Raw genomic sequence first — 26,874 nt, 5'->3', positions numbered from 1 at the left:
TTAAAGAGCTGCACCTTCTGCAATATGGCGTTTCATGTTTTGCACAACGGCTGCCAGACCATCAAAAATAGCCTGCCCAATTAAAAAGTGGCCAATGTTGAGTTCTCGCAGTTCTGGTAAACTCGCTATGGGGCCAATATTTTCAAATGTCAGACCATGCCCAGCATGCACTTCCAGCCCAAGAGCCGTTGCCTGTGTGGCTGCTGTACGCAGGCGTTCCAGCTCTCCGGCTTTACCTTCTGCGTAAGCGCCAGTGTGGAGTTCCACTACTTGCGCGCCTGTTTTGGCGGCAGCTTCTATCTGTGCAGGTGAGGGGTCTATAAATAGCGAAACACGAATATCTGCTTGCGCAAGTTTTTGCACTTTAGGCGAGAGTGTTTCTAGCTGTCCTGCTACGTTCAGGCCACCTTCTGTCGTCAGTTCTTCACGCCGTTCGGGCACAAGGCAGCAGGCATGGGGGCGCAAGCCAAGGGCTATGTTAACCATTTCCTCTGTTGCGGCCATTTCCATATTAAGTGGAGCCGCAATTTCTGCACGCAGGCGTTCTAAATCTTTATCACGAATATGGCGTCTATCTTCACGCAGATGGGCCGTAATGCCATCTGCTCCTGCCTGAATAGCCAACAGGGCTGCAGCAACAGGGTCTGGATATGTGCCACCACGCGCATTGCGAATGGTAGCGACATGATCAATGTTGACGCCAAGCCGGATAGCTGAAGTCATGCTGCGTTCCTTCTGTTCTGCGCAAGCTGTGCGGCCAACCGAATGGCGGCAACAAGGCTGCTTGGGTCTGCCTTGTTCTGCCCCGCAATGTCAAAGGCTGTTCCATGGTCGGGCGATGTGCGGATAATGGGCAGCCCCAGCGTTACGTTTACACCTTCTGCCATATCCAGTGTTTTTAACGGGATCAGGCCTTGATCATGATACATACACAAGGCCACATCATAACGGCTGCGCGCTACCGGTGTGAACATGGTATCTGGCGGCATGGGGCCAGTAATGTTGAGCCCTTCCTGCTGTAAGGCTTTAATGGCAGGGATGATAATCTGCTGTTCTTCATGCCCCATCAAACCGTTTTCTCCCGCATGAGGGTTTAATCCGGCAACGGCTATGCGGGGTGATTTCAAGCCAAAATCACGCTTTAGACCATCAGCAACTGTGCGGGCTGTTTTAATAATCAGCTCTGTATTTAATTGTTCCAGCGCGTGCCGGAGTGAGACATGCACGGTAACAGGCACAACCTTAAGCGAAGGACCTGCCAGCATCATGACTTCCTGCCCGGGCACATGGCACAGTTCTGCCAGATAGCTGGTGTGCCCCGGATGTTTAAACCCCGCGCTTTGGATGACTTCCTTACTGATAGGGTTGGTAATAATAGCTGAGGCTTCACCATTCTGAGTCAGCTCTACGGCCAGACGGATGCTTTCAATAACACTGGGTGCGTTCTGGCGGTCTGGTTCTCCGGGTGCGGCAGGTGTTGCCAGTCGGAGGGGGAGCACAGGTATGGCGTGGGAGAAAACATCAGCCCCCTGGTCCAGATAGCGCACAGCCTGCACGGGAGCATGTTGCTCCAGAAGGGCAGGGTCTCCCACAAAAACAAAAGGGTGCCCACTTTCACGCAGAATCCGCCATGCTTTTACGGTAATTTCAGGTGCAATACCTGCTGGGTCACCTTGTGTTAGAGCAAGCATGGGCTTCTTCCTTCAGCGCAGGAAAATACGGGAGCAGGAAGAAAAACTCAGAAACGGTCAGGCGTAAAGGTACTGAGAAATTGATAAAGCACATTAGGCGCAAAACCATATTCCACAGCCATAACAGCATCCGGGCTTAGGGCATGATACCATGCAGGGTTAAAATGATCAGACAGCGTGATGGAATTGGGTAGACTATGCTCTGAATGGAGCAGGTTCATAAATGGTGTCAGGCTGCGTAGGTTCGGGTCAGACGGTCTGTTTTGCAGATAGGTGTTTGGATCAAAAAACAGATGGCCCGAACGTTTTTCCTTATCGCCAGATCGTAGGAAATGATCATATCCATTTACAAAACCGCCAGATTGCAGATTCTGCTCCGAAATATCGGGATAGCGCTGCCGATAATAACGCTCGGAAAATAGGTAATGTGGAGAAAAGCTTTTATATCCCCCATTACAGTAATGCTCAAAGCCGGAAAGGCAGGTGCCGTTTGTAATGGCTTCTGCAGCCTCGGAGCAATTTACCCGGTACCATTCCTCGTTGAAATATCTATTGGGTGAATGACCGGAGGGAGCGCCCTCGGTCTTATACCAGTGTTCAAGTTCCTGATCAGAAAAAGACAGTAGAGCATCCATAATCGCGCCGTATTCTGCGCGGTACCAATTTGCATCAAAGGGGTACCATAAAGCTTCGGATGCTTTACCTGCCATAGTCTGTTATCTTTCGTTTTCAGGTATGGAAATTAAGAGGCTTGAATGCTGCTTTCAGCCTACAGCACGGCGGTTGCGCCACAAGGCTGCAAAATCAATCTGCTGCATAATAACGGGTAGGAAGCCCGCTTCACGGCACAGAGTGCCCAGCATGTTGCGAGCGGCGGGGTAAAGAAGCCGCGGAGCTTCTATAAGAAGCAGGGGTTCAAAGGTTTCCGCTGTTGCATGTTGCAGCGTAAAGATACCCGCATAAATCAGATTAACATCAAATAAGGGGACAATTTCTTCCCCTTCGCGTTGTGCCGGAAGATGTCCCTGACAACGCAAAATAAGTTCAACTTCAAAGTTTGGCTGGTTTTCACCCATTTGATGGGCTCTTACATCTACAGAAACACCGAGGTGAGGGCGTTCTGTTACGCGTGAATAAATGGCTGGGGCCCCAAGAACCTGAAATTCAACAGATTTAACGTATTGGATTCCCATCAGAACAGACGGCGCAGGAGATGTGTGGGATGCGCCGCTAAGTGAATCTGCAGTCTCGGTATTCATGATGGATATCTGATCCTCAGGAGTAATGTCGCAAACAGAAATAGCTCATTATTCGGGGAAAATGAGCAAAACAATACAATCCACACCATCCCTACCAGATTCAGACAGTTGCGGCGAGAGGAAACACAATAAACTTCTCTTCTGTTGTAGTCTGGCAACCCTATAAAAATGTGTGAAATATTTTATCATTCAGCCTATGGTTGATGGTATTCAGTCGCTTGTTCTTTGCGTGTGATACGGCTACGACTTGGTGTCATGATCAGGCTGATAATTGTTGTCCCATTCCTGCTGGCGCTTGTGGTCTTCAGTGCCAGTAATCAGGATCCGCTCGATATGTGGTTGCTGACATATAGCTGGAAATCTTCAGCTGGTGTTTTAGCGCTGTTGGTGGCTGCTGTTGCCTTTTTGCTGGGCGCTTTCTGTTTGTGGACGGCGGAATTCAAGCAACGCCGGCGTGCGCGTAAGGCAGAACAGCACGTGAAAGAGCTGGAAGCCCAGCTTGCACAAGTGCAGGCTGTATCCAGCCTGCCGGTAGCTCCTGCGCCCGTAGCTGTAGCGACTTCTCCTGTTTCTCCTGCAAATGGAGCAGAACCACATGTCTGATACAGCAAGACAAACAGGTTTGATTGTGGCGCTGGATACGCAGGATCCGGCGCAGGCCAAAGCATGGGCGCACGCGGTGGAAGGCGTTGCGGGCGTTATCAAGCTTGGTATGGAGTTTGCTTATGCAGCAGGCTTTCAGGCTGTTGCGGATGTAGCCGGGCAAAGGCCTTTATTTCTGGACCTTAAGCTGCACGATATTCCCAATACTGTTGGGGCAGCCGTAAAAGCGCTTTCCCATTTGCGCCCTCGTATGCTGACGCTTCATGCTGTTGGCGGTGCAGAAATGATGAAAGCTGCGCGCAAAGCATGTGATGAAGCTTTTCCAGAAGGAGAGCGTCCATTGCTACTGGCTGTAACAGTGCTGACAAGTATGGATAACCATGCTTTGGCAGAAGTGGGTGTGCCGGATGATACGCGCACGCAGGTTTTGCGTTTGGCGGATCTGGCAATGAAGTCCGGGATGGATGGATTGATCTGCTCTGCTCATGAACTCAAGGCACTCCGCGAGGCTTTGGGAGATAAGCCAGTGCTGGTAACGCCTGGTATTCGGCCAGCGGGAGCAGCTAAGGGTGACCAGAAACGCGTTATGACACCTGCGGAAGCACGTGCCGCTGGAGCAGACTGGATTGTAGTAGGAAGGCCTATAACACAGGCCGCAGATCCTGCTGCTGCTGCTGCTGCCATTGCTGCGGAACTGGCAGCATAAATCTGCTGCGTATAGATGGGGTGGGTTATGAGCAGCGTTCGGACGGGCGTAAAAATCTGCGGCATTACAGAAGAAGCCGGGCTTGAAGCTTGTGTGGAATATGGCGCAGATTGGGTCGGCTTTGTTTTTTTTGAGCGCTCTCCCCGCTATATAAGTGCATTGCAGGCAAAGGCTTTGGCCGCTCGGGTTCCAGACAGCATCAAGAAGGTTGGGCTCTTTGTCCGCCCTGACGATGTGGCTTTGGGGCGTGTGTTGGGTCAGGTAGAACTGGATATCTTGCAGCTTTATACAACGCCCGAACGTGCCTTGCAGATACAAGCCAAGTTCGGGCTGCCCGTTTGGTTATCCATACCGGTTGCATCACAGGCTGATTTACCACAACAATGCATGGTGGAACGGCTTTTGATCGAGCCTAAGCCTCCAACAGATGCAACACGCCCAGGTGGCAATGCGCAGCGGTTGAACTGGGACCTACTGCATGGCTGGAAACCTGCTTATTCGTGGATGCTGGCAGGAGGCTTAAACCCTGAAAACGTAGGGCAAGCCGTTGCAATAGCTGGAGCACCTGCGGTTGATGTTTCATCTGGGGTTGAAAGTGCGCCAGGTATTAAGAACCCGGATGCAATTGCCCGTTTTATCCATAATGCGCGCACTCCAGCCGTTGGTTGAGATAAAAACTTTATTTTTTCTTCTTTAGGTCTTGCCTGTTCCGAAAATTTTGCTATTACCTCTCTCGCGTCGGAGAGATGGCCGAGTGGCTTAAGGCGCACGCTTGGAAAGCGTGTGTACGTTAATAGCGTACCGAGGGTTCGAATCCCTCTCTCTCCGCCAGAATATAATTTCCCCTAAAATTAAGTCAGTTTCACCATTAAGCTGTAGAGTTACAGTATTTTGTAGTGCTGTTTCGTATCGGAGGCATGCATGGCTTTCCACTCCATGCCTGCTGCCCATTGCGCAATCCAACAAAGTTCGGAATCGTCGGGATAGATTTATGTGCTAATGGTAGGAGGGAGAAATGGTGATGCCTATAATAAGGACTTTCCGCCTCCGGTTTAATTTAGTAAGCGCATATGAAATTCTAATCAGAGATTTCTGTAATTATGCGCAAAAACGGTAATACCGAGCAGTCTGTTGGCAATCCTCGTAAGCAGAATACTAGCCAGATATTGGATGCGGCAGAAAAAGTGTTTGCGGTTCATGGCCTAAGCGGCACACGTATAGATGATATAGCCAAGGCGTGTGCGCTGCCAAAGGCAAATGTCCTTTATTATTTCAATACAAAAGAGACACTTTATCAGGCTACTTTAGAACGATTTTTAGAAAATTGGCTGGGAGATGCCAATTTTCATCTCTCTGCAGATATGAATCCGCGAGAAGGTTTGCAGAGCTACATTCAAGATAAAATGTTATTTTCGCGTCAGCGTCCAGAAGCTTCTCGTCTTTTTATGCATGAGCTTTTAGCCGGGGGTGAGCAGATCCAGTCTTTCTTACAGGAAACGCTTAAACCCCATGTAGAGGATTTGGCGGTAATATTTGCTGCATGGCATGAGAAGGGACTTATCAAGAAGATAGATCCCTTTCATTTTATGTTCATGCTTTGGGCAATGACACAATCTTATGCTGATATGCAGGTGCAATTCGCTGCAGTTTTAGGACAGAAACGCCTAACAAAATGCGATTTTGAAACGGGCACGGAAACGATTATGCAGTTGGTTGCCTCAATTTGTATTGATGGGGAAGAAGAGAGCTGAGTAATGTTTGTGAGAGCATGCCAATAGCAAAGCCAAAAAGGCATGAAAAATTTCTCATGCTTGCCAAGGCGGGGAAGAAAATAAAAAGAGCGCCACAGCCTGTGCTAATAAAAAGTGAGAACAAAGCAATAGGATTAAATCCTGATTTGTACCAGTAAATATTTTTTTGGTCTGATGAATACAAAGTATCCGTGATGACGTATTGTTTTTTTATAATATAGTAATCACTTAAAATAATACCAATAAGGGGCGTAATGAACGTCCCTAAAACATCAAGTGTTAGATGAATGAGTTCTGGCCTTGCGTATAAGTTCCATGGTGTGAACAAAATAGCACCTACCGCAGCAATAAGTCCGCCTTTGCGCCAGGTAAGAAGGTGAGGTGCCATATTAGAAAAATCAAAAGCCGCAGATACAAAGTTAGCTGAAATATTGATGCCAATAGTAGCGGCATCAATAGTTATTACACCGATAATGGCTGTTCCTAGGCTTGTTGTTTTTACGGCCGTTTCTACGGGGTCAAAAATCATATGCCCAAACACGGGAAGTGTAAGTGTTATGGTAATGAGTGTAAGAAGTGAGAAGGCAAGAAAATTAAAAGGTAATCCCCAAAAATTCCCACGATTTATTGACTGCATACTGGTGCCATAGCGTGAAAAATCCCCAAAGTTTAAAATAATAGGGGCAAAAAAAGCGAGTATTAAGGCCATAGCATTAATAATGCCGAAAATATGAGCAATAAGGCTAACAAACTGATGAGGGGCAAAAAATTGGAAAGAAAGACGCCAGCCAGTTTTAGAAAGCAGCCAAATGTCTAACAGAATCATCAGGCCATAAATAACGGGGCCTGCCCAATCTATAAAATGACGTATAGCGTCCATTCCATTCCAGAACACAAGAGTTTGTAAGCTCCATACAGTAAGAAAAGCAAACCACCCCACATAGGATAATCCGAGCAAACCATGTTGTGTAGCATTAGCTCAAGGTTCCAGAACAGGCCAGATTTTCAAAACAAGAATAACTAAAGCGTTCGATGCTAACCATGTTTGAATGCCATACCACCCAACAGCTATAATACCACGTATGAGCGCTGGAATAATGGCACCGTACACGCCAAAGGTCATGCGTGCGATAACAGGGAAAGGAGCACCTGTTTTAAAGCTTGGAACAGCCATGAGGTTGCAAGCCAATTGTACGAGCAGAATAGCAAAAAGTAAGGCTGCAAATACATCGTATAGCGGGAGTCCTAGCGTGAAGAGGCTACCAACGGTGATGTATCCTGCTACACTATGAATGTCCGACATCCATAAAAACAGATAATCTTTCCATCGCCATGTGCGCGTGGCAGATGGCGCTAAATCTTCGTTTGTTAAACGATTATCATGTGTTGCATGATGTGTTCCACCCATAATGCTTTCCTACATTATGATTCGAATCCGAAATATATTATTGACCAATTAGTCAGAATAACAATACGATTTCGATACAAAATATAGTTTACCCTTTAACGATTGGAAAACAGAAAGGTAGCCACCTCATGCTTCATGTTAAAGGCGGAACGCTTGTTACGGCGGAAGGCAGTAAGCGGGCAGATATTCTGTGTGGCCCAGATGGAAAAATCGCCCATGTAGCAAACACTATAGAAACGCCAACGGGTTGCGATGTTGTGGATGCGACCGGGTTATTGGTGATGCCAGGAGGCATTGCCCCACATACCCATATGGAAATGCCTTTTATGGGCACAATTGCGAGCGATGATTTTTATACCGGAACAGCTGCCGGTTTAGCTGGCGGAACAACCAGTATTATTGATTTTGTTATTCCTGATTCCAGAACATCCTTGGTAGACGCATGGAAGGCATGGCGGCAGAAAGCACAGAAATCTGCGGCAGATTATGGCTTCCATGTTGCGATCACCCATTGGAATGATCAAATTTATCACGACATGAAAACTCTTGTAGAACAATGCGGGGTTAATTCATTCAAACATTTCATGGCTTATAAAAATGCATTGATGGTGGAAGATGAGGCTTTTCTGCATTCTATGCGGCGTGCAGCAGAATTAGGCGCTATTTGCACAGTGCATGCTGAAAATGGGGATGCCGTTGCCTATTTGCAGCAAGATCTATTGTCTGAAGGGCGTACAGGGCCGGAAGCGCATCCAGTATCACGGCCGCCCGCAGTAGAGGGGGAGGCTGCACACCGGGCTATTACTTTGGCTGGGTTGCTTGGGGTGCCTATTTATATAGTGCATGTATCAACACAAGAAGGTGTGAAAGCAATTTCAGAAGCACGATTGCGTGGGCAAGAGGTATATGGAGAAGTGTTGCCGCAGCATTTGGTGTTTGATGAGAGTGTCTACGAGGGTTCAGATTGGTTGAAGGTGGCTCAGTATGTCATGAGCCCACCGTTTAGGCCAAAGCATCATCAGGCTGCATTGTGGGGCGGTATGATGTCTGGCCAGTTACAAACTACAGCTACAGACCATTGCTGTTTTTGTGCGTCTCAAAAAGAAATGGGCAAAACGGATTTTACCCGTATTCCAAATGGCACGCCCGGGATAGAGGACCGGATGAGTGTTTTATGGCATTATGGCGTTAAAACAGGAAAACTGACGCCCCAACAGTTTGTAGCTTTAACATCTACAAATACAGCGCAGATTTTTAATATATATCCACAAAAAGGAAGTTTATCGATAGGCGCAGATGCCGATATCGTGCTGTGGGACCCTGATGCAGAGCGTACAATTTCTGCAACAACATATCATCAGAATGTTGATTATAATATTTATGAAGGGATGACGGTAACGGGTGTCGCTAAGAAAACAATTAGCAAAGGCCATCTTGTTTGGAATGAAGGAGATTTACACGCAGTGCGTGGGGCAGGGCAGTATATTGCACGCCAGCCAAAAAACAGAAACGTTCGTAAACCATTTTAACCAGATGGCATGCATGCAGAATTTAAAGAATCTTCGTTAAAAGCAAAAGGTAAACAAGCATAACGTTTACCTTTTGTAACGGGCCGTACAGCATGTAAAAGAGCACTGGAAAAAATAAGTGCTCCGCCAGCTGGAGGACAAAACCCTTGATCTGAAAATTCAGGGAAAGTTAGCTCTCCACCTTCAAAAGTATCATTCAGATTAATAGAAATTGCAAAGAGTCTGTGCTTGGCACCTTCTACAGTGTTGTCTCTATGTGGAGCAAAATGTCCTTTATGTGCAGCATCATAACAACTAACAATCATACGATCCATGCCCGTTACAGTACATTGAAAGGCTTTACGAATTTCGGGAACAACACGTCTAATAATGCGTGCTTGTAAGCCTTTTATTAAGTTTTGATTTTGTAATTTACAATCATAGCGACGTTTAAACATCGGATCTATTTTTTTCTATTGGTAAACCGTTTGCATTTTTTGTAAGTACACCAGATGGAAGGGGGGAGTTATGATGGTAATAATGTATGAGAGCATGACAAAAATCCATTTCGAGAACATCATTTAATAAAAGTGCTGGAATAGGATTATTTGCAGGAGGTAAGTTATTTTTTAAGAAATTTTTAATAACAGAATATGTAATAGCGTTTTGTGGTAGTATCTCTTTTACTCTCAACATAGGGCTAGGGCCTGTTAGCACTTGATCCAGTCTGCGGCTGCAGCGATGTGTATGACGGCCAGGAACGACGCTGCGGTTTTCTCGTATCTGGTTGCAACAGCACGCCACTCCTTGAGACGGGCCCAGAGGTTCTCGACCAGGTGCCGACACCGATAGACCCATCTGGGGCAGGCAACCGGCGCATCGCGTCGTTTTGCGGGAATGGCCGGTCGGGCTCCCATGTCCCAGATACGTTCACGGAAGGCGTCCGAGGCATAGCCCTTGTCCGCCACCACCCACAAAGGAATGGCGGGAAGGCTATCGAGCATATCTGGAGCCAGCGGCAGTTCATGGGCCTGGCCGGGCGCCAGGGCAAAACCAACAGCCTTTCCATGCCCGTCTGCTATCACGCAGACTTTTGTGCCATAGCCGCCGCGAGAGCGGCCAAGTGCTTCACGATGGTCTCGCTCTTCAAAAGAGCCCCCTTTTTTGGGGCTCCCGCCGCCTTGTGGTGAGCTCTGATATTCGTGCCATCCAGAAAAGTCATGCCGAGTGCTACTCCCTGTTGTTCCTGAACCAGTGCGAGCAGGCGTTCCCACACACCCAGCTTCGCCCAGCGGATGAAAAGCTGCGCCGCTCGCCACCATGGACCCAGTTCAGCGGGGATGCTCCGCCATTTCGCGCCATTCTCATGACGCCAGAAAATTGCTGCTATCGTACGCCGCAGATCATGTGGCGGCGTCTTGCCCCTTGGGCGAACCGCCTCAATCAGAGGTTCCCAGATCGCCCATGTCTCGTCCGTAAAGGTGCCTGTTCTGTCTCCTTCTTCCATCCCTACAATATGGGAAGAAATTCAAGATCTAACAGGCCCTAGAGCCCTTTTGGAAATTCACGGATGAGCGTTTCGGCGTAGCATGAGGCTTCCCATGGCGATGTGGATCATGGCCTCTGCGACGTCGATCCGCTGTTCGTAGTCCTTCACAAGGCGACGCCAGCGGATCATCCAACCGAAGGTCCGTTCCACAACCCACCGACGCGGCAGGATTTCAAACCCTTTTGCTGTCTCTGACCGCCGGATGATCGTAAGCGGCCGCTTGAGACCGCCTTATGAGTGAGGATTGTGAGTGGTAAGTTACCGTCGTTAACGACGTCGTTATTGACGTTGTTTGGGAGGTAGCTATGGCTCAAGAAATCCTGATTGGCGTTGAACGCCGTCGCCGCTGGTCGGATGAACGCAAGCTTGCGATACTGGCTGAAGTTGGTGTGGACGGGGCAAGTGTATCGGATGTGGCCCGTCGGCATGACCTGACCCGTCAACATCTTTACCAATGGCGGACGTCTTTCCGCCAAAGACTGTCTTCCCCGGATCAGTCTGTGACGTTTGTTCCTGTCGCTGCAGTGAAGACACCTGCTCTGGTCTCTGGCGATGATAATGAAGGGCTGGCCATTATGCTGCGTAATGGCCGCAGTATCAAGGTGACGGGACATCCTGCAGAAGAGTTTCTGGCGAAGATCATCCGGATTGCCGAGACAGCATGATTGGCGTGGGCAACGGTGTGCGCGTCTATCTGGCCTGCGGGGTTACGGATATGCGCAAGGGGATATCGGGTCTGGCTGCACTGGCACAGGACGTGCTGCGTCAGAACCCGACATCGGGAGCGCTCTTTGCCTTTCGTGGTCGCCGTGGGGACAGGATCAAGCTTCTGATGTGGGACGGTCAGGGGTTCTGTCTTTATTACAAGGTGCTTGAGAAGGGACGTTTTCCATGGCCCTCGCCGGCAGATGGCGTTGCACGCCTGACAGCCGCACAGATGGCCATGCTGTGGGAAGGCATGGAGTGGAGACGACCTTCCTGGTCTGCGCCACCGTCTCGCGTGGCCTGATTTTTATGGCGTGATCGTGCAGAACCTTTTGTCTTTTATTGGGTTTTCTGCTATTTTTTCATAATGACGCATGCGCCCGCGGTCCTGCCTGATGATCCAGATATCCTGAGGGAAATGATTGTTTCCCTGCAGACTGAAGTGGCTCGGCTTTCCGCTTCAGCCCGTGCGTATGAAGCTCTTGTCCAGTCTCTCAAAATCCGGATCGCGCGTCTTCAGAAACAGAAATTCGGGGCCAGTTCAGAAAAGATAGACCGTGAGATTGAACAGCTCGAACTGCTTCTTGAAGATGTGAAAATCGCCATCGCGGCAGCCGATCCTTCTCCTGACATCAGGGAGCACGATGACAGCGATGGTGTGGTCTCTTCCCCCAGATGGCGCGGCAAACCAAAGGTTTCCGACACGACACCACGGGAGCGTATTGTTCTCGACCCGGGCGAGGCCTGTCCCGCCTGTGGCGGTCCCCTACGCCTCGTTGGCGAAGATGTCACCGAAATACTGGACTTTATTGCGGCAAAACTGAAAGTTGTCGAAACGGCACGGCTGAAGAAATCCTGCCGTCATTGCGAAACAATGGTACAGCCTGAAGCACCGTCGCGCCCTGTCCCACGGGGCATGGCTGGCCCCGGGCTGCTGGCCCATATCCTGGTCTCAAAATTCGATGATCACATTCCGCTTTATCGTCAGAATGAGATCTTTTCCCGTCAGGGTGTGGACATTCCCCGTTCAACCCTGATCGACTGGTGTGGTCAGGCCGTTGCCGTTCTGCGTCCTCTCACAGATCTGATCCGTCAGGATGTCGTAAAGGCAGACCTGCTGCATGCCGATGATACACCCATCCAGGTTCTTGATCCTCGCCTGCGTCAGGCTGGGAAACCACGTGGTGTGAAGGAAGGGCGGATCTGGACCTATCTGCGCGATCCCCGCCCCTGGGGCGGGAGTGATCCGCCCGCCGTGGCCTACTGGTTCTCTCCCGATCGCAAGGGGATCAATCCCCAGACCCATCTGGCACAGTTCCGGGGCATTCTGCAGGCTGACGCCTACGCGGGGTTCAGGGATCTGTATAAACCCGATGCAACGGGAACCGTGCATGTGCGCGAAGCGGCCTGCTGGGCTCATCTCCGCAGGGCCTTCCATGATGTCTGGAAGGGCAGTGATTCGACAATCGTAAGGGAAGCACTCGAGCAGATCGGGGAACTCTACGATATCGAGCGGCAGCTCACCGGGTCTCCTGCTCCGTATCGTCTGGCTGTCCGACAGGAAAAAAGCCGCCCTCGTGTCACAGCATTCCACGCATGGTGCGAAACACAGCTCGCCCGTATCCCAGGCAAGGGGGAACTGGCAAAAGCAATCCGTTATGCGCTCAACCGGTGGGCAGCCTTTACCCTCTTCCTCGAAGATGGTCGTGTTGCCATCGACAACAATCCTGCCGAGCGGGCCATACGACCGGTATGCGTCGGGCGGAAAAACTATCTGTTTGCCGGTTCAGACGCCGGGGGCGACAACATCGCTGATGCCATGACGCTTATCGAAAGCGCAAAACTCTCAGGCATCAACCCGCACGATTACCTCGCCGACGTCCTGGCCCGTATCAACGAGCACAAGATCAATCGGCTCCACGAACTATTGCCATGGAATTGGCAACCCCTGAATACACCGCACAGACAGGTCGCATAATCAAGGCGGCCCAGAACGGCCCGTTACCATACATGCGCTTCAGCCGACGGTTCTCCTCTTCCAAAGCCTTCATCTGACTGATCATCGAAGCATCCATGCCGCCATATTTCGCGCGCCACCGGTAAAACGTGGCGTTGCTAATCCCATGCTCCCGGCACAGGTCAGGAACCGGGACACCGCCCTCAGCCTGGCGGATCACACCCATGATCTGGGCGTCAGTAAAGCGATCACTCTTCATCAGAATCTCCTCAATTCTTACGCTGAGAAAATTCTCATTCAAAAGTCACTCTTTTTATGGGGGGATTACCTTCTCAGCACTGCCACCGGCTGTGAGTCTCGAGACCTATCTTGCAGGGCGAGACCGGACGACAATCGCCGAAATCTTGAAGGCCGTTCCAGATATATTGGAAAAAGACCTGCCCGACAGCCTCAGGGAGGCAGGGTGGGAGTCACGGCGGTCAGCAACAGGACGCTTCTGGGTGAAAGTTTAATACGGGTAGACTGATGAACTGGTTCTCCTTCTCATCAGAGAAGGAGAGTTGGCGCACGCCAAGCAGACAGGCAGCTTCCGCCCTCATCTCGGTCATAAGCAGAGCCGTTCAAGTTTCCGGAAAGCGGACGGTCTGCAATAGTCCTCGTTATCCGCTGATATCCTCGTCCAAACTTCTGATTGCTGCATTTGCAGTTGATCAGGAGAAAGTATCATGGAGAAGAAAACACGTTTTCCATCACCTACGTTGAAGGCGTCCGTGCCCTGGAATGTAGGAAAAATGGTTGGCGCCAAGCGGGCACTCAAAGAAAAGCACGTCTGGGCTATTCGGTTCTGGCTCGGGAGCGAACAGCGTGTCAGAGACAGAGCGTTGTTTGATCTTGCTCTCGATAGTAAACTCAGAGGCTGCGATCTTGTCAGCCTTCGTATCGGCGACATCGTTACCAGCGGTCAGGTGCGTCATCGGGCCATGGTCGTCCAGCAGAAAACCCGGCGACCTGTGCAGTTTGAGATTACGGAAACAACGCGCGAAAGTGTGCGGACGTGGCTGGAGCATCGCGGTGGTGGCCTGAATGAGTATGTTTTTCCAAGTCGCCTAAGCGCCAAAGCTCATCTGAGCACAAGGCAATACGCCCGGCTTCTGGATCAATGGGTTCAGGCGGTGGGACTTATCCCCGGGGAATATGGAACTCATTCGCTCCGCCGGACTAAGGTTGCCATGATTTACAAACGAACCGGTAATATCCGAGCCGTGCAGATCCTGCTGGGTCATTCAAAACTGGATAGTACGGTTCGATACCTTGGGGTGGATGTCGAGGACGCTCTGGCTCTGTCGGAAGCCACGGATCTCTGAAATCGAATATGCCTCGGGAATTTTTTACCTCCTCCTTATGTGTACATGCTATGATGACACATAAGGAGGAGACCATGAGCCAGCACCTTTCAGATAACGCATCATCTCCACAGAAGATCGGTGTTCGGGAGTTCCGGGGAAACCTGACAGCTTATCTGCGTCAGGTCAGGCAGGGCAGCACGATTCTCGTGACGTCTCACGACCAGGTTGTTGCTGAACTGCGGCCACCAACTCCGTCTTATCGCCCCCGCCGTCAGCCAGGAGCTCTTCGAGGACGGATCAGGATGAGCGAAGATTTTGATGAGACACCACCGGACATTCTTGAGAGCATGGAACGCGACTTGTGAAGGTTCTGCTCGACACGCATGCGTTGCTCTGGTGGCTTTCGGACTCCGACCGGCTGGGTGAGAATGCACGGGAGATTATTGCAGATCCAATCCACGATATTCTGGTGAGTATCGTGTCATTATGGGAGATTGCGATCAAAATCCGTATCGGAAAACTGGATGCGGATATGAACGATATTCTGGCAGCCATTCCTGCGGAAGGTTTCTCTCTACTACAAATACAACCCGAACACTTGCAGATCCTTATGTCTTTGCCTCTGCATCATCGTGATCCGTTTGACCATCTACTGATAGCGCAGGCGCAAGCTGAACACGCTACATTTCTTTCGGAAGACGGACAAATGGATCAGTATTCTATTGAAAGAATCCGATGTTCCTGATGGTGTGAACAGAATAACCGTGATCTATTCTGATTTCCATTTGCCGCAGGAGATAGTTGCTGCAGGGTAAGAATGGTGTCTACTATTTGAAAAAATGGCGAGCATTCCGTGAGTAGAACATGTTTTCTTGGCTAAAACGCATTTTCAGCGGATCCGAAATTTCGGACACGACTAATGAGGCGACCAGGAAAGAGACTATCGCCTCGTCATCTACACACAGCCCCTCGCTTCATACCCAACATGCATTTCTCAATGATGAGGAGAAATTAGAACGGTATGGACAATCACGGAGCCACAAGAAGAACGATGCTCGCTGGGTGCTCCCCGGCGAAAAAGTCACTATCCATGGCTTCGAGATTGCTGATGGCATGGTCTATGTCGGCAACTTTTTGACGGCAGCGCCGGACGGAGGCTGGAATACCGACACTCCAGCGCCTTGTCTTATCAGACCATCACTCAAGGTCGCGTCCGGAGCGCCACAAACGAACCTAGATCTGGGCTATTGGCCCTCTTACACTGATATCACGCCCAATCAACGATTGGCTTACCTGCATTGGCTGGCGAGCGGGAAATCCGACACCAGCTACCCTATGGGCTATCCCTTTCTTTACTTCTATGGGCTCGAACGTCGCCTGATAGCCGATAGTCCTTCGATTGACGAAGAGGTGTTATTGGTAGCTGAAGTAGAGCGCCTGCGTGAACTCTTCGGACATAACGGCTCTTTTGTAAATTATAGCACTGAGCTACTCAATTTCATCGCAATGAAGCATGCTGTTACGGATATACCGACAGTGGAGGCATGGAAGCCAGATCTCGCAGCTTTGGGAAATCATATGTCTCCATTGCTTCAGGTTAAATTAGGTCTACACGCATTGAGAGGTATGCCGCTTGATGTCGACCTCGCCATAGCAAGTATTCTATCCTTACCTCCTCACTTAACCGGTTTATGGCCACGCATTGCAACGACACGAGCGCGTCCGGAGTTCATTGAACTCATGCGGCATCGTTTCAATCAGAAATTTCCGCACGGTTTTCGGCTCAGAGATAAAAAAGAGAGCCGACTTGATCTGAGTTATCGGTCGGCGAGTCAGTATCTCCATAGCTCAATAAAATTTGAAGGCATCGATCGCCTTCCTGATCCAGCGCAATTGACGTGGACCAAAATGATCAAGCTATGTGAAGGGGCGCGTGAGGATCTGTCTGCATTTGCCAAGGTCGTTGGCAAGGAACGTGAACGTGCCGACAGTATGGCCGCCGCCTTGATGCTGCCTGCGGAACTTGGGGAAAGAGAAACTGTTCGTTCTTTCAGAGCTTGGCTGGATGACTTGCCTCAACCTCTTGCCGATGTGCCGCTTGAAGAACTGGGCCCGCGGTGCTTTGGTTCTGGCAAGGCAGCCTCGGGTCTTCGGCAAGCTCGTGACATGTCCGCCATGCTGGCACGAGTAGGTTACGGCATGGAACCGGATCCAACCTACGGTGGGACCAAGCCAGGTGAGAATATAATTCTATTCCGCATTGGCGATGCTCAAGGCCAGCTAACACCCGTCGGTGCCGACTTCCGCACAGCAGCCCTGATCATGACTGCCATTGGCCCGGCAGCCAAAGCTCTGACTTTAGGCCAAAAGCTGGTCGATGCTCTCACCACACGGCTGCAACTCACCCCGCACGAAACGAAACGATTGACGGCCCGTCTGCGCCTGCTTCCGGAACGCTTGCCAACACTTGGCCGCCTTAAAACCATCGTAGAGAGTGTAGAACCCGAGCAACGAACTACTATTGTCTCGCTGACAGCTTCTGTCGCCGTAACGATAGGCGAGACAGATCAAGGTATGATGGTAGCTTTGGAGCGGCTTTACGAAGCCTTTGGTCTCGGCCGACGGGAACTCTACACTGTCTTGCACCAAGGTGCTGCTGCTACGACATCCTGCGCTTCGGAACCAATCGTGGTCGAGGATGATAAGTCGCGGAGAGGCGGTCATCGGATCCCAGCACCTCCCTCGAAAGTAAAATCCCAGGATGGTATCGTCATTGACATGGGCAAGGTCGGCGTCATCCTGCGTGAGACTAAGAAAGTCGATGCAATTCTCGCGCCCATCTATGAGGATGAAGCCTCTAAAATTTCGATTTCAGTAGCCGTTGCTTCCACTTTGGAACAGAAAACGAAGTTCGTCGGACTTGGCCCTGAGCAGGCCCGCCTGCTTGAGGACCTGGTCAACCAACCGGAATGGACACGCTCCGGGTTTGAGGCCAAGGCACGCGAACTCGGGTTGATGCCGAATGGCGCGCTCGAAGTCATCAACGAGTGGGCCTATGATACGTTCGATGAAGAACTTATCGAGGACGGAGACCCTTTGATCATCAATATGGCGCTTCTTGCTGACGCGCCGGGAGCATCATCATGACCAATCTTAGCGTCGCAGCTTCAAACGGCACTCGCACTGCGGAGAAAATCAAGCCCAAGGACCGTGATGGCGTCATTCAGGCGCTTCGCGCAGGTGTCGTACCACGGTCAGGCATCCAGTTAGTTCAGGTCGGTCGCGCAGGCGAAGTCAATCAGGTGGTGCAGGACGTCAAACGCATCGCGGACGGAGGTTCTGCGGTTCGTTTCATTATTGGCGACTATGGAGCGGGCAAGACTTTCTTCCTTAACCTGGCCCGTTCTATTGCCATGCAAAGCAAGCTGGTAGTGGCTCACGCAGATTTATCCCCTGATCGTCGCTTGCATGCCAGCGGGGGCCAGGCCCGCAGTCTTTATGCAGAACTCATGCGTAACATGGCCACCCGCACCAAGCAGGACGGAGGAGCTCTGGCAAGCATAGTCGAACGTTTCATCATGGAGGCACAAGCTTCAGCCAAGGCATCAGGTCGCACGATCGGAGACGTCATTCAGGAAAGGCTGCTCCCCATTCAGGAACTTGTTTCCGGCTATGACTTTGCAACCGTCATAGAATGCTACTGGCGCGCTTTCGAAGAAGGGAGCGAGAGTGGAAAGGCGGCGGCACTTCGCTGGCTCCGTGGTGAGTACACGCTCAAAACCGAGGCTCGGGAGGCGCTCGGCGTACGCTCGATCATCGACGATGCCTCGGTTTACGACTACCTGAAGGTCATGAGTCGCTTTGTGACCCTGGCAGGATATTCGGGTTTTCTGGTCATGCTTGATGAATGCGTGAACCTGTTCAAGCTGGTCAGTGCCCAATCACGCAATGCCAACTACGAGCAGATTCTCCGTATCGTGAACGATGTGCTCCAGGGCTCGGCTGAATCCCTCGGCGTCTATTTCGGCGGCACACCCGAATTCCTGATGGACAGCCGCCGGGGCCTCTATTCCTACGAAGCGCTGCGATCCCGCCTGGCTGAAAACAGCTTTGCCCGCAATGGTCTGGTCGATCTTTCCGGTCCGGTCATCCGGCTTCAGAGCCTGACCCCCGAAGACCTCTACATTCTGCTTGGTAAATTGCGGCATGTGTTCGCCTATGGCGACCAGGACCGTTACCTGGTGCCAGATGAGGTTTTCAAGGCCTTTATGACTCACTGCAACCAGAAGATTGGTGAGTCCTATTTCCGGACACCGCGCAACACCATCAAGGCTTTCCTCGACCTGCTCGCCATTCTGGAACAGAACCCGCAGGCTCAGTGGCAGGGTCTGGTGAACCAGGCTGAGATCGCGCCGGACGCGCCGTCGGCGGGTGGAGATATTATCGATGACGACAAAAAAGATGCGCCTGGTGCGGCTGGTTCTTCAACAACTGGCTCCACTCAGACCTCGCCCGACGATGATCTGGCGGACTTCAGGCTTTGAACGACGCACCGTCTGACCCATTCGGGCAAACTTCCGGTAACGGTGCGTCGACGTCTTTCGATCTGCTGCACGAGAAAGTCCGGCGCTGGATCTGGCATCAGGGCTGGACCGAACTTCGTGATATCCAGGAACGATCCATTCCGGTTCTGCTGGAAGGACAGCGGGATCTCATTATCGCGGCCGGGACAGCAAGCGGGAAGACCGAGGCGGCCTTCCTGCCGATTGTTTCGCGACTGGCTACAGATGAACGCAAACCCGGTGCGGGGTTTGAGGCCATTTACATCAGCCCCTTGCGCGCACTTATCAATGACCAGTTCGGTCGAATGGAGACACTTTGCGAAGAAGTGGAGATTCCTGTCTGGAAGTGGCACGGGGATGTGGCCAGCAGCGTCAAGGAAAGAGCACGCAAGCGGCCCCAGGGGATATTGCTGACTACACCAGAAAGTCTGGAAGCCATCCTCGTCCGACGAGGGAATGAAGCAAAGCGTCTGTTCGCTGCGTTAAGTTACATGGTGATCGACGAGATGCATGCTTTTATGGATGCAGAGCGTGGACGCCAACTGCAATCTCTGCTCAATCGTATCGAGATCGCCGCAGGACATCCAGTCGTTCGCGTAGGCCTTTCGGCCACCCTGGCCGACATGAGAACCTCAGCTGCTTTCTTACGGCCACTCAATCCGGATGGCGTGGAGATATTAGAATCTCAAATGGGTAGCCAACCCCTGAAACTTCAGGTTCGCGGCTATATACAGCCACGTCTGAAGCAACGTGACGCGAATTCAGACAAGGGCGAGGCAACCGAGAGCACAGCAGACATAGAGATCGCGACACACCTCTTCGACACGCTTCGAGGGCATCGGAGTCTGATTTTTGCTGGCTCGCGCCGGAATGTTGAACTGTACACTGCAAGACTGCGTACTCTTTGTGAAACATTGGGCGTGCCGGAGGAGTTTTTCGCTCATCACGGTAGCTTATCGCGTGAGCACCGTGAGGAAGCCGAACGAAGGCTGAAAGAAGATGATCGACCAGGCTCCATTATCGCAACCACGACCCTCGAACTAGGCATTGATGTTGGCCACATTGATGCTGTGAGCCAGATTGGGCCTGGGCACACTGTTTCAGGCATGCGCCAGCGACTGGGGCGTTCCGGTCGACGTGCCGGACAGTCCTCGGTAATGCGGGTCTACACCACCGAGATGGCGATTGACGAACGCATCCATCCCATTGATGCCATGCGGCCGCACACGGTGCAGAGCATAGCGATGCTCAATCTGATGCTGAGGCGCTGGAATGAATCGCCTCAGATTGGATGTTTGCATCTTTCCACGCTGATACAGCAGATTCTGGCACTAATCGCTCAACACGGTGGACTGACAGTCAAACAGGGCTGGAACCGCCTGATCGAGAGTCGGGTATTTCCTGAAATTGATCAGGCCCTTTACATTGATGTGCTGCGGCGCATGAAGCATCCAGAGGTCCAGCTTATTGAACAGGCGCCAGACGGAACGCTTTTGCCAGGCGAAGAAGGCGAACGGGTCATCAATGACCGTGGGTTCTACGCCGTATTCATGACGCCTGACGAATTCAAGGTTATTACGGATCGCGGACGGAACCTTGGCTCGCTGCCAGTCGATAGCCCGGTAATGCCGGAACAACTCATCATCTTCGCCGGACGTCGGTGGCGGGTGATCGAGCTCGACAATCAACGCCGGGAAATTTTGGTCACACGAGCGTATGGTGGCGTGCCGCCCAAATTCGGTGGCGAGGGCTTACCCCCCGCCGATGAAGTCGTAGCGGAGATGCGCCGGGTTTATGAGAGCATCGCCATTCCTCGCTTTCTCGACAAGATAGCTCTTGAATGCCTTACGGAAGCCAGAGTGACATTCGATAATCTTGGATTGCGGCATGCAAGTTTATATCGGCATGAGGACGAACTCCTGCTTTTCCCCTGGGTCGGTAATCGGGCTCAACTGGCCTTGGTGCTAGCGCTTGCCTCTCATGGCGTGACGGCTAATTCGGAGGGTATCGCGGTCACAATTCCGGCTAAAGACGGAGGCAAACTGGTTGCCGCCCTGAAAACTCTCGCCGAAAGGCCTGCTCCTGATGCGGAAGTTCTAGCTCGACTAGTCCCCGATATGAAGAGAGCAAAGTATGATGCCTATTTAGGAGAGGAATTGCTGGCGCGTTGTTACGCCAGCGAGCATATCGACGCGGCACGCGTGCCGATCATTGCTACTGACCTAATCTCTAGATTGCCGGCAGAAGCAACGACAATTTTTGAAACTAAAGTGCCTCTATGATATGTTTGGGGTAGGCTGGTATGATGGATGATTCCAGAACGAAGCAGACAGGCGGCGTTCGCCCTCATGTCTGCCATTTGATGCCTAATTGTCCGGTTCGCAAAACAGACATGCACCATTCGCCAGTATCACTCGACCACTGTCGACATTTGCCTTTTTGGGCAGTGCAGATTTGTCCCGGACAGGAGTTTATCCGGGACAGGAAACGGCATCATGCCTATCAGGCGACGCGGATCAGCTTACGGTTGATAAACTCCTCAATGCCGAGGAAGGACAGTTCGCGGCCAAAGCCAGAGTTCTTGATCCCGCCAAACGGCAGTTCAGGGGCCGCAGCCGTGGCCGTGTTGATGAACATCATGCCGGTCTCGACCGCTTCGGCCACCCGTTCCGCCCGGCCAAGGTCACGCGAGAACACGGCCCCGCCGAGGCCATAAGGAGAATCATTGGCCAGTTCGATGGCTTCGTGTTCCGAGGCAACCTTATGTACCACAGCGACCGGGCCGAAAATCTCCTGATAGAAGACCGGGTTGTCCTTTGACACATTGGTCAGGATGGTCGGTTCCATGAAGAAGCCGCGGCACTCCATCCGCTTGCCCCCGGCCACCAACGTTGCGCCTGCCTTGACCGCTTCGTCAGTCTGCGCCAGTGCGGTGTCGAGTGCCTTCCTGCTGCTCATCGGGCCATGGGTGGTACCCTCAGCCAGCGGATCGCCAATGCGGAACTGCGTGATCGCGGTTTTCAGACCTGCGAGGAAGGCGTCGTAGACCTTCTCATGCACGATCATCCGTTTGGCCGCCGTGCAGACCTGCCCATTATTGGCAAACCGGCCCCATGTCGCCCACTTCACGGCAAGTTCAAGATCCGCGTCATCCAGCACGATGAACGCGTCGCTACCGCCAAGTTCCATCGTGTCCTTCTTCAGCGCCGCACCCGCTTCGGCCGCGACCGTCTGGCCCGCGCGTTCGCTGCCCGTCAGGGCGACGCCACGGATGCGGAAATCCTTGATCAGTTCGGCGGACTGATCGTTGTCGAGGAAGATGTTGGTATAGACACCAGCAGGCGCGCCCGCCTCGTGGAACAGCTTTTCAAAGGCCAGCGCACATTGCGGCACGTTGGGCGCGTGCTTGGCGATGACCACATTGCCTGCCATCAGGTTCGGCCCCGCCACGCGGGCCAACTGGTAATAGGGGAAGTTCCAAGGCTCGATGCAGTAGATTACGCCAAGCGGCTGGTTGATGATCTTTGCATGGCCTTCCTTGACCTTCAGGGGCGTGGGAGCGAGAAATTTCTCCGCGCCCTCGGCATAGTAGGAGAGGATGTCGGCCGTGATGTCGATTTCTTCCAGCGCGTCAGGCAGCGCCTTGCCCATCTCGGTCGCGATCAGGCGCGCATGGGTCACGCGGTCACGACGCAGCAGGTCGGCGGCCTTTGACATGATGACTTTGCGGGCTGCGATATCGCGCTTTTTCCAGTCGGTCTTCCACACATGGTCCGCGCGATCGACAATCTCCTTCATCTGCGCGGCAGTATGCAGTTCAAACGTGCGTTCCACGGTTTCCGTTGTCGGGTTGAGGGTCTGGTAAAAACTCATTGGTCCGTTTCCCGGTTTATTGATTATGGAAAAGGTAGTCGGTGTAGCCATGCGCGCTGCCGCCGTACATCGTCGCCGGGTCCAGCGGATTGAGCGGCCAGTTATGTTCCAGCCGCGCGGGCAGGTCCGGATTGGCGATGAATTTCCGGCCAAAGCCGATCATGTCCGCCCATCCATGGCCCAGCACATGCTGTGCCTTGTGCAGGTCGTAACGGCCCGCGCACAGGATGCGGCCGCCGAAGATGTCGCGCACGCTGGCGCGGAAGGCATCCGGCATTTCCGGCGCATTGTCCCAGTCGGCTTCGGCCAGCGAGACGTAGGCGATGCCCGCCTCCGCCAGTACGCGCACGGCTGCCGTGTAGGTTTCCGCTGGATTGTCCTCCAGCAGGCCGAGATAGACGCGCTCTTCCGTCGTCGTGCCGAACAGCGGGGAAAACCGCACGCCCATCCTGTCGGGCGTGACGACGGCGGAGACGGCCTCGACCGCCGTACATCGTCGCCGGGTCCAGCGGATTGAGCGGCCAGTTATGTTCCAGCCGCGCGGGCAGGTCCGGATTGGCGATGAATTTCCGGCCAAAGCCGATCATGTCCGCCCATCCATGGCCCAGCACATGCTGTGCCTTGTGCAGGTCGTAACGGCCCGCGCACAGGATGCGGCCGCCGAAGATGTCGCGCACGCTGGCGCGGAAGGCATCCGGCATTTCCGGCGCATTGTCCCAGTCGGCTTCGGCCAGCGAGACGTAGGCGATGCCCGCCTCCGCCAGTACGCGCACGGCTGCCGTGTAGGTTTCCGCTGGATTGTCCTCCAGCAGGCCGAGATAGACGCGCTCTTCCGTCGTCGTGCCGAACAGCGGGGAAAACCGCACGCCCATCCTGTCGGGCGTGACGACGGCGGAGACGGCCTCGACCACCTCGCGCAGGAAGCGCAGGCGATTGGACAGGCTGCCGCCATAGGCATCGATGCGGAAATTGGCCCGTTCGGAGATAAACTGGTTAATCAGGTAGCCATTGGCGGCGTGGATTTCGACGCCATCGAAACCGGCTGACAGGGCGTTGCGGGCTGCCTGTGCGTACAGCTCCACCAGTTCATGGATTTCGGGAATGGTCAGCGCGCGTGGCACATCAGGGGGTACCAGCTTTCCTGTACCCGGCCCCGTGGGGATGAACACGTTTACGCCTGTTGCCGCGACCGCGGACGGAGCGATCGGTGCCTCATGACCGGGCTGCAATGCCCGGTGGGACACGCGGCCCACATGCCACAATTGTGCAAAGATGGGCCGCCGCTTTGCGTGTACCGCATCGGTGACCAGCTTCCAGCCCGCGACCTGCTCGGGTGAATAGATGCCTGGCGTCCAGGCATAGCCCTGCCCGCGGGGTTCGATCTGCGTACCTTCGGTAATCAGGAAACCCGCCTGCGTGCGCTGCGCGTAATACTCGGCCATCAGCGCGTTGGGAATATCGCCCGGTTGGGTGCTGCGGCAGCGTGTCAGTGGTGGCAGGAAGATCCGGTTTTCCAGCGACAGGTCGCCCAGTCGCACAGGTTCGAATAAAGAAGATGAAGACATGATCAACCCTGTTTATAAATGCAGGCCATCTGTCCGGCCCGCATGTAAACATTGACCCAGTCTGCGGTGTGCGCAAGAACGCACATAAACCGCCACTAGTGTCAGGAATGATACCATGCCCCGCATTCGTCACACCACGCTGGCCTGTAGCCCCGGTTGCACGGTGGAAGCCACGCTGGAACTGTTTGGCGGGAAGTGGAAGGCGTTGATCCTGTATCACCTGTTCGAGGACGGAGTGCTGCGGTTCGGCGAACTGCGCCGTCGCCTTCCCAACGTCACGCAGCGGATGCTGACCAATCAGTTGCGCGAACTCGAGGCAGACGGACTGGTGTCACGCACCGTTTTTCCCGAGGTGCCACCGCATGTGGACTACGCCCTGACCGAGCTGGGAAAGACGCTGAAGCCAGTTATTCAGGCGCTCAAGAAGTGGGGGGATCGGTATGCGCATTCTGTCCAGCGGAACACAGCTGCTGATTGAGATTGACGGCGAAGCGTTATGGACAATTCCTGCAGCAATCTGCCTGTCGGCATAGCAGAAGCAGAGCGGACAGGCAGCAGTCGCCTTCTTCTCGGCCGTGTTCAGACTTGCTCAAAGTTTCGATAAGCAGACCTTCTATATCGGCGACGCAAGCCAGGCCGCCAGTTGCCGGACCATGGATCTGGCGACACGGCCGGCGCCCAGCAGCGTGGCGGATGCGGGCCCACACCAGGAGCCATAACCCAGCAGCCAGAGACGTGGCTCCCTGACGGCCTGCTGCCCGTTAACACGGATCAAGCCGTCCGGCTCGATCACGTCGAGTGATGCAAATGCAGAGAGCGCGGGACGGAAGCCTGTACACCAGATGATCGCGTCAATGGCTTCTTCCTGTCCGCCGGGCCAGACGACGCCCGTAGCCGTCATGCGCACGAACGGGCGCACCGCGTGGAAGACACCGCGCTCCCGGGCGGCCCGTACGGGCGGCACCATGACGATATCGCCAAAGCCTCCTGTCGGCATGGCGCCGGCGTTGCCCAGGACTCGTGCGGTCGCCCGTTCGAACAGAACCCGTCCATCCACATCGTCGGGCAGGAATACCGGATCCTGCAGCGTCACCCACGTTGCGTTCGCGAGCAGTGACACTTCCGCCAGGATCTGCGCCCCGGAGTTACCGCCACCGACCACGAGCACGCGCCGACCGGCAAAAGGTGCGGGGATCTGATAGTGCGCGGAATGGATCTGCGTCCCGCCAAAGAATTCATGCCCCGCGACATCAGGAATGAACGGGGCCGACCATGTGCCGGTCGCACCGATAACCGCACGGCCAAGAAAATCACCCGCGCTGGTTCTGACAGTCAGAAGTTTTCCGTTCGCGCGCTCCACACACTCGACCATGACCGGACGGCGGATCGGCGGCGCATAGCGCGCCTCGTAGCGGTGCAGATAGTCCAACACCTCGTCACGGGTCGGATAGCCGCCATCCGGCGTGTCTGGCATCGGCCAGCCGGGCAGCGAACTGTAGGACGCGGGTGAAAACAGATGCAGGGAGTCCCAGCCATGCACCCATGCACCACCCGCCTGCGTCCCGTTATCAAGAATGACGTAACGCAGTCCGGTCCGTCGTAGAAAATACGACGCGGCGAGGGCCGCCTGACCGCCTCCCACGATCACAACATCGAACTGTTCCGCCATTGCCCGGCTCACAGACTTTCCGGGAGACGGAATTCCGCCTTGCGTTCGCTGTAGCGATCAACGAGGTAGTCGGCCCGGTCGCGCAGCAGCCATGTGAACTTCATCAGCTCCTCCATGACATCTACCATCCGGTCATAGAGGGGGGATGGCTTCATCCGGTCATCGTCACCGAACTGGGTATAGGCCATCGGCACGCTGGACTGATTGGGGACGGTGAACATCCGCATCCACCGGCCCAGCACCCGCAGGGCATTGACGGAATTGAAGCTCTGCGATCCGCCCGAAACCTGCATGACCGCCAGCGTGCGGCCCTGCGTCGGGCGGATCGAGCCTTCCGTCAGGGGCAACCAGTCGATCTGGTTCTTGAACACGGCAGTGATGTTGCCGTGCCGTTCGGGGCTGCACCAGACCTGGCCTTCAGACCAGATCGAGAGTTCCCGCAGTTCCCGCACCTTCGAATGACTTGCGGGCACGGAATCCGCTACCGGCAGGCCGGTCGGGTCGAACACCCGTGTCTCGGCCCCCAGCACCTTCAGGATGCGTTCTGCCTCAAGCACCAGCAACCGGCTGAAGGATCGGGGGCGTAAAGAGCCATAGAGCAGAAGGATACGCGGCGGATGGTCCACACGCGGTTGCGGTTCCAGCCGCGCGAGATCGACCTGTTCAAGATATTCGGGGTGAAGGGCCGGCAAGTCAGGTTCGGTCATTGTGATATCGGTCCA

At 53.4% G+C, this 26,874-nt stretch carries 27 protein-coding genes, 1 tRNA gene and 4 pseudogenes; 16 read left to right on the top strand and 16 right to left on the bottom strand.

Going from position 1 to position 26,874, the window contains the following annotated elements:
- The 4 genes from A4S02_RS09230 to A4S02_RS09215 are packed head-to-tail and all read right to left on the bottom strand — an operon-like array spanning nucleotide 1 to nucleotide 2,950.
- On the bottom strand, nucleotides 1–723 hold the full coding sequence (locus A4S02_RS09230; protein WP_070323585.1) for a pyridoxine 5'-phosphate synthase: 723 nt from the start codon (nucleotides 721–723) through the stop codon (nucleotides 1–3).
- Nucleotides 720–1,691, bottom strand: coding sequence for a 4-hydroxythreonine-4-phosphate dehydrogenase PdxA (gene pdxA, locus A4S02_RS09225; protein ID WP_070323584.1), 972 nt, complete (start codon nucleotides 1,689–1,691; stop codon nucleotides 720–722). Before pdxA ends, A4S02_RS09230 begins: the two co-directional genes overlap by 4 nt.
- Before the next feature lie 47 nt (nucleotides 1,692–1,738).
- The gene (locus tag A4S02_RS09220; protein WP_070323583.1) at nucleotides 1,739–2,401 is read right to left on the bottom strand and encodes a glycosyl transferase; all 663 of its coding nucleotides are present in this window, start codon (nucleotides 2,399–2,401) and stop codon (nucleotides 1,739–1,741) included.
- A gap of 54 nt (nucleotides 2,402–2,455) precedes the next feature.
- Nucleotides 2,456–2,950 (bottom strand): protein-export chaperone SecB, encoded by a 495-nt coding sequence (locus A4S02_RS09215; RefSeq protein WP_019088511.1) that lies wholly within the window; start codon nucleotides 2,948–2,950, stop codon nucleotides 2,456–2,458.
- Between the two features lie 255 nt (nucleotides 2,951–3,205).
- Between A4S02_RS09215 and A4S02_RS09210 the strand changes: the two genes are divergently transcribed.
- From A4S02_RS09210 to A4S02_RS09190, 5 genes are all read left to right on the top strand, one after another.
- Nucleotides 3,206–3,553 (top strand): lipopolysaccharide assembly protein LapA domain-containing protein, encoded by a 348-nt coding sequence (locus A4S02_RS09210; protein WP_070323582.1) that lies wholly within the window; start codon nucleotides 3,206–3,208, stop codon nucleotides 3,551–3,553.
- Entirely contained in the window at nucleotides 3,546–4,259 is a 714-nt protein-coding gene (pyrF, locus tag A4S02_RS09205) for an orotidine-5'-phosphate decarboxylase (RefSeq protein ID WP_019088513.1), read from the top strand. The genes A4S02_RS09210 and pyrF overlap by 8 nt, the downstream gene beginning before the upstream one ends.
- A 27-nt stretch (nucleotides 4,260–4,286) precedes the next feature.
- Nucleotides 4,287–4,928, top strand: a complete 642-nt coding sequence (locus A4S02_RS09200) for a phosphoribosylanthranilate isomerase (protein ID WP_070323581.1) — start codon at nucleotides 4,287–4,289, stop codon at nucleotides 4,926–4,928.
- Between the two features lie 71 nt (nucleotides 4,929–4,999).
- Nucleotides 5,000–5,090, top strand: a tRNA-Ser gene (locus A4S02_RS09195).
- Nucleotides 5,091–5,356: 266 nt separating this feature from the next.
- Nucleotides 5,357–6,010 carry a TetR/AcrR family transcriptional regulator gene (locus A4S02_RS09190; RefSeq protein WP_070323580.1) on the top strand — a complete coding sequence of 218 codons (654 nt, stop codon included), beginning with the start codon at nucleotides 5,357–5,359 and terminating at the stop codon, nucleotides 6,008–6,010.
- Here A4S02_RS09190 and A4S02_RS09185 read toward each other — a convergent pair.
- Together A4S02_RS09185 and A4S02_RS16315 are read right to left on the bottom strand one after the other, a co-directional pair.
- Nucleotides 5,961–7,418 (bottom strand): annotated as a pseudogene (locus tag A4S02_RS09185) (NCS1 family nucleobase:cation symporter-1). The gene A4S02_RS09190 and the pseudogene A4S02_RS09185 overlap by 50 nt on opposite strands.
- Nucleotides 7,419–7,513: 95 nt before the next feature.
- Nucleotides 7,514–7,636 (bottom strand): hypothetical protein, encoded by a 123-nt coding sequence (locus A4S02_RS16315; RefSeq protein ID WP_265733705.1) that lies wholly within the window; start codon nucleotides 7,634–7,636, stop codon nucleotides 7,514–7,516.
- On the opposite strand from A4S02_RS16315, the gene hydA reads away from it, so the two are divergent.
- Complete coding sequence (hydA, locus tag A4S02_RS09180) at nucleotides 7,604–8,947, top strand: dihydropyrimidinase (RefSeq protein WP_228142509.1); 1,344 nt, start codon at nucleotides 7,604–7,606, stop codon at nucleotides 8,945–8,947. The two genes, A4S02_RS16315 and hydA, sit on opposite strands and share 33 nt — an antisense overlap.
- Here the strand turns inward: hydA and A4S02_RS16130 are convergent.
- The 4 genes and pseudogenes from A4S02_RS16130 to A4S02_RS15170 all read right to left on the bottom strand — a co-directional run.
- Nucleotides 8,944–9,384 (bottom strand): 2OG-Fe(II) oxygenase, encoded by a 441-nt coding sequence (locus tag A4S02_RS16130; RefSeq protein ID WP_228142341.1) that lies wholly within the window; start codon nucleotides 9,382–9,384, stop codon nucleotides 8,944–8,946. The genes hydA and A4S02_RS16130 overlap by 4 nt on opposite strands.
- Complete coding sequence (locus tag A4S02_RS16125) at nucleotides 9,377–9,622, bottom strand: hypothetical protein (RefSeq protein WP_228142340.1); 246 nt, start codon at nucleotides 9,620–9,622, stop codon at nucleotides 9,377–9,379. Before A4S02_RS16125 ends, A4S02_RS16130 begins: the two co-directional genes overlap by 8 nt.
- A gap of 14 nt (nucleotides 9,623–9,636) precedes the next feature.
- Nucleotides 9,637–10,433, bottom strand: a protein-coding gene (locus tag A4S02_RS15175; protein WP_198912025.1) for an IS5 family transposase whose coding sequence is annotated in 2 segments (ribosomal slippage) — nucleotides 9,637–10,094 and nucleotides 10,094–10,433 — 798 coding nt in all. Because the reading frame shifts where the segments join, the coding sequence is not laid out codon by codon here.
- Nucleotides 10,434–10,490: 57 nt separating this feature from the next.
- Nucleotides 10,491–10,682: pseudogene (locus tag A4S02_RS15170) on the bottom strand (transposase); the annotation flags it as partial.
- Nucleotides 10,683–10,780: 98 nt separating this feature from the next.
- On the opposite strand from A4S02_RS15170, the gene tnpA reads away from it, so the two are divergent.
- The 3 genes from tnpA (at nucleotide 10,781) to tnpC (ending at nucleotide 13,158) form a co-directional block, all read left to right on the top strand.
- On the top strand, nucleotides 10,781–11,140 hold the full coding sequence (tnpA, locus tag A4S02_RS09160) for an IS66-like element accessory protein TnpA (protein ID WP_070323578.1): 360 nt from the start codon (nucleotides 10,781–10,783) through the stop codon (nucleotides 11,138–11,140).
- Nucleotides 11,137–11,484 carry an IS66 family insertion sequence element accessory protein TnpB gene (tnpB, locus tag A4S02_RS09155; protein ID WP_020944072.1) on the top strand — a complete coding sequence of 116 codons (348 nt, stop codon included), beginning with the start codon at nucleotides 11,137–11,139 and terminating at the stop codon, nucleotides 11,482–11,484. The genes tnpA and tnpB overlap by 4 nt, the downstream gene beginning before the upstream one ends.
- Before the next feature lie 63 nt (nucleotides 11,485–11,547).
- Nucleotides 11,548–13,158 carry an IS66 family transposase gene (gene tnpC / locus A4S02_RS09150; protein ID WP_070323577.1) on the top strand — a complete coding sequence of 537 codons (1,611 nt, stop codon included), beginning with the start codon at nucleotides 11,548–11,550 and terminating at the stop codon, nucleotides 13,156–13,158.
- On the opposite strand, the pseudogene A4S02_RS09145 reads toward tnpC, so the two are convergent.
- A pseudogene (locus tag A4S02_RS09145) lies at nucleotides 13,157–13,396 on the bottom strand (transposase); the annotation flags it as partial. The gene tnpC and the pseudogene A4S02_RS09145 overlap by 2 nt on opposite strands.
- 466 nt (nucleotides 13,397–13,862) lie before the next feature.
- Between A4S02_RS09145 and A4S02_RS09140 the strand changes: the two are divergent.
- From A4S02_RS09140 to A4S02_RS09115, 6 genes are all read left to right on the top strand, one after another.
- Nucleotides 13,863–14,501, top strand: a complete 639-nt coding sequence (locus A4S02_RS09140; RefSeq protein ID WP_070323575.1) for a tyrosine-type recombinase/integrase — start codon at nucleotides 13,863–13,865, stop codon at nucleotides 14,499–14,501.
- 8 nt (nucleotides 14,502–14,509) lie between these two features.
- Nucleotides 14,510–14,848, top strand: coding sequence for a type II toxin-antitoxin system Phd/YefM family antitoxin (locus A4S02_RS09135; protein ID WP_208858876.1), 339 nt, complete (start codon nucleotides 14,510–14,512; stop codon nucleotides 14,846–14,848).
- Nucleotides 14,845–15,228, top strand: coding sequence for a type II toxin-antitoxin system VapC family toxin (locus tag A4S02_RS09130; protein ID WP_070323573.1), 384 nt, complete (start codon nucleotides 14,845–14,847; stop codon nucleotides 15,226–15,228). The genes A4S02_RS09135 and A4S02_RS09130 overlap by 4 nt, the downstream gene beginning before the upstream one ends.
- Nucleotides 15,229–15,545: 317 nt before the next feature.
- Nucleotides 15,546–17,630: a tellurite resistance TerB family protein gene (locus A4S02_RS09125; protein ID WP_228142339.1), complete on the top strand. Its 2,085-nt coding sequence runs from the start codon at nucleotides 15,546–15,548 to the stop codon at nucleotides 17,628–17,630.
- A complete protein-coding gene (locus tag A4S02_RS09120) occupies nucleotides 17,627–19,027 on the top strand; it encodes an ATP-binding protein (RefSeq protein ID WP_070323571.1) in 1,401 nt (466 codons plus the stop codon). The genes A4S02_RS09125 and A4S02_RS09120 overlap by 4 nt, the downstream gene beginning before the upstream one ends.
- Nucleotides 19,024–21,327 (top strand): DEAD/DEAH box helicase, encoded by a 2,304-nt coding sequence (locus A4S02_RS09115; protein WP_070323570.1) that lies wholly within the window; start codon nucleotides 19,024–19,026, stop codon nucleotides 21,325–21,327. Before A4S02_RS09120 ends, A4S02_RS09115 begins: the two co-directional genes overlap by 4 nt.
- A 220-nt stretch (nucleotides 21,328–21,547) precedes the next feature.
- Here A4S02_RS09115 and A4S02_RS09110 read toward each other — a convergent pair whose 3' ends face one another.
- The 3 genes and pseudogenes from A4S02_RS09110 to A4S02_RS09105 form a co-directional block, all read right to left on the bottom strand.
- The gene (locus tag A4S02_RS09110) at nucleotides 21,548–22,918 is read right to left on the bottom strand and encodes an NAD-dependent succinate-semialdehyde dehydrogenase (RefSeq protein WP_070324233.1); all 1,371 of its coding nucleotides are present in this window, start codon (nucleotides 22,916–22,918) and stop codon (nucleotides 21,548–21,550) included.
- Between the two features lie 16 nt (nucleotides 22,919–22,934).
- Nucleotides 22,935–23,366, bottom strand: a complete 432-nt coding sequence (locus A4S02_RS15160) for an oxidoreductase (protein ID WP_082246871.1) — start codon at nucleotides 23,364–23,366, stop codon at nucleotides 22,935–22,937.
- Between the two features lie 34 nt (nucleotides 23,367–23,400).
- Nucleotides 23,401–24,483: pseudogene (locus A4S02_RS09105) on the bottom strand (alkene reductase); the annotation flags it as partial.
- A gap of 115 nt (nucleotides 24,484–24,598) precedes the next feature.
- On the opposite strand from A4S02_RS09105, the gene A4S02_RS09100 reads away from it, so the two are divergent.
- Complete coding sequence (locus tag A4S02_RS09100) at nucleotides 24,599–24,961, top strand: winged helix-turn-helix transcriptional regulator (RefSeq protein WP_010510588.1); 363 nt, start codon at nucleotides 24,599–24,601, stop codon at nucleotides 24,959–24,961.
- A gap of 135 nt (nucleotides 24,962–25,096) precedes the next feature.
- On the opposite strand, the gene A4S02_RS09095 is transcribed toward A4S02_RS09100, so the two are convergent.
- Both A4S02_RS09095 and arsH read right to left on the bottom strand, forming a co-directional pair.
- Nucleotides 25,097–26,152, bottom strand: coding sequence for an ArsO family NAD(P)H-dependent flavin-containing monooxygenase (locus tag A4S02_RS09095; RefSeq protein ID WP_070323569.1), 1,056 nt, complete (start codon nucleotides 26,150–26,152; stop codon nucleotides 25,097–25,099).
- A gap of 8 nt (nucleotides 26,153–26,160) precedes the next feature.
- Nucleotides 26,161–26,859 carry an arsenical resistance protein ArsH gene (gene arsH, locus A4S02_RS09090; protein ID WP_025440028.1) on the bottom strand — a complete coding sequence of 233 codons (699 nt, stop codon included), beginning with the start codon at nucleotides 26,857–26,859 and terminating at the stop codon, nucleotides 26,161–26,163.
- Nucleotides 26,860–26,874 lie beyond the last annotated feature (15 nt).

Source organism: Acetobacter ascendens, from assembly GCF_001766235.1.
In the GTDB taxonomy this organism is placed as follows: Bacteria; Pseudomonadota; Alphaproteobacteria; order Acetobacterales; family Acetobacteraceae; genus Acetobacter; species Acetobacter ascendens.
The sequence above is the reverse complement of the archived record's forward strand: the minus strand, read 5'-3'. Positions and strand labels throughout refer to the sequence as shown.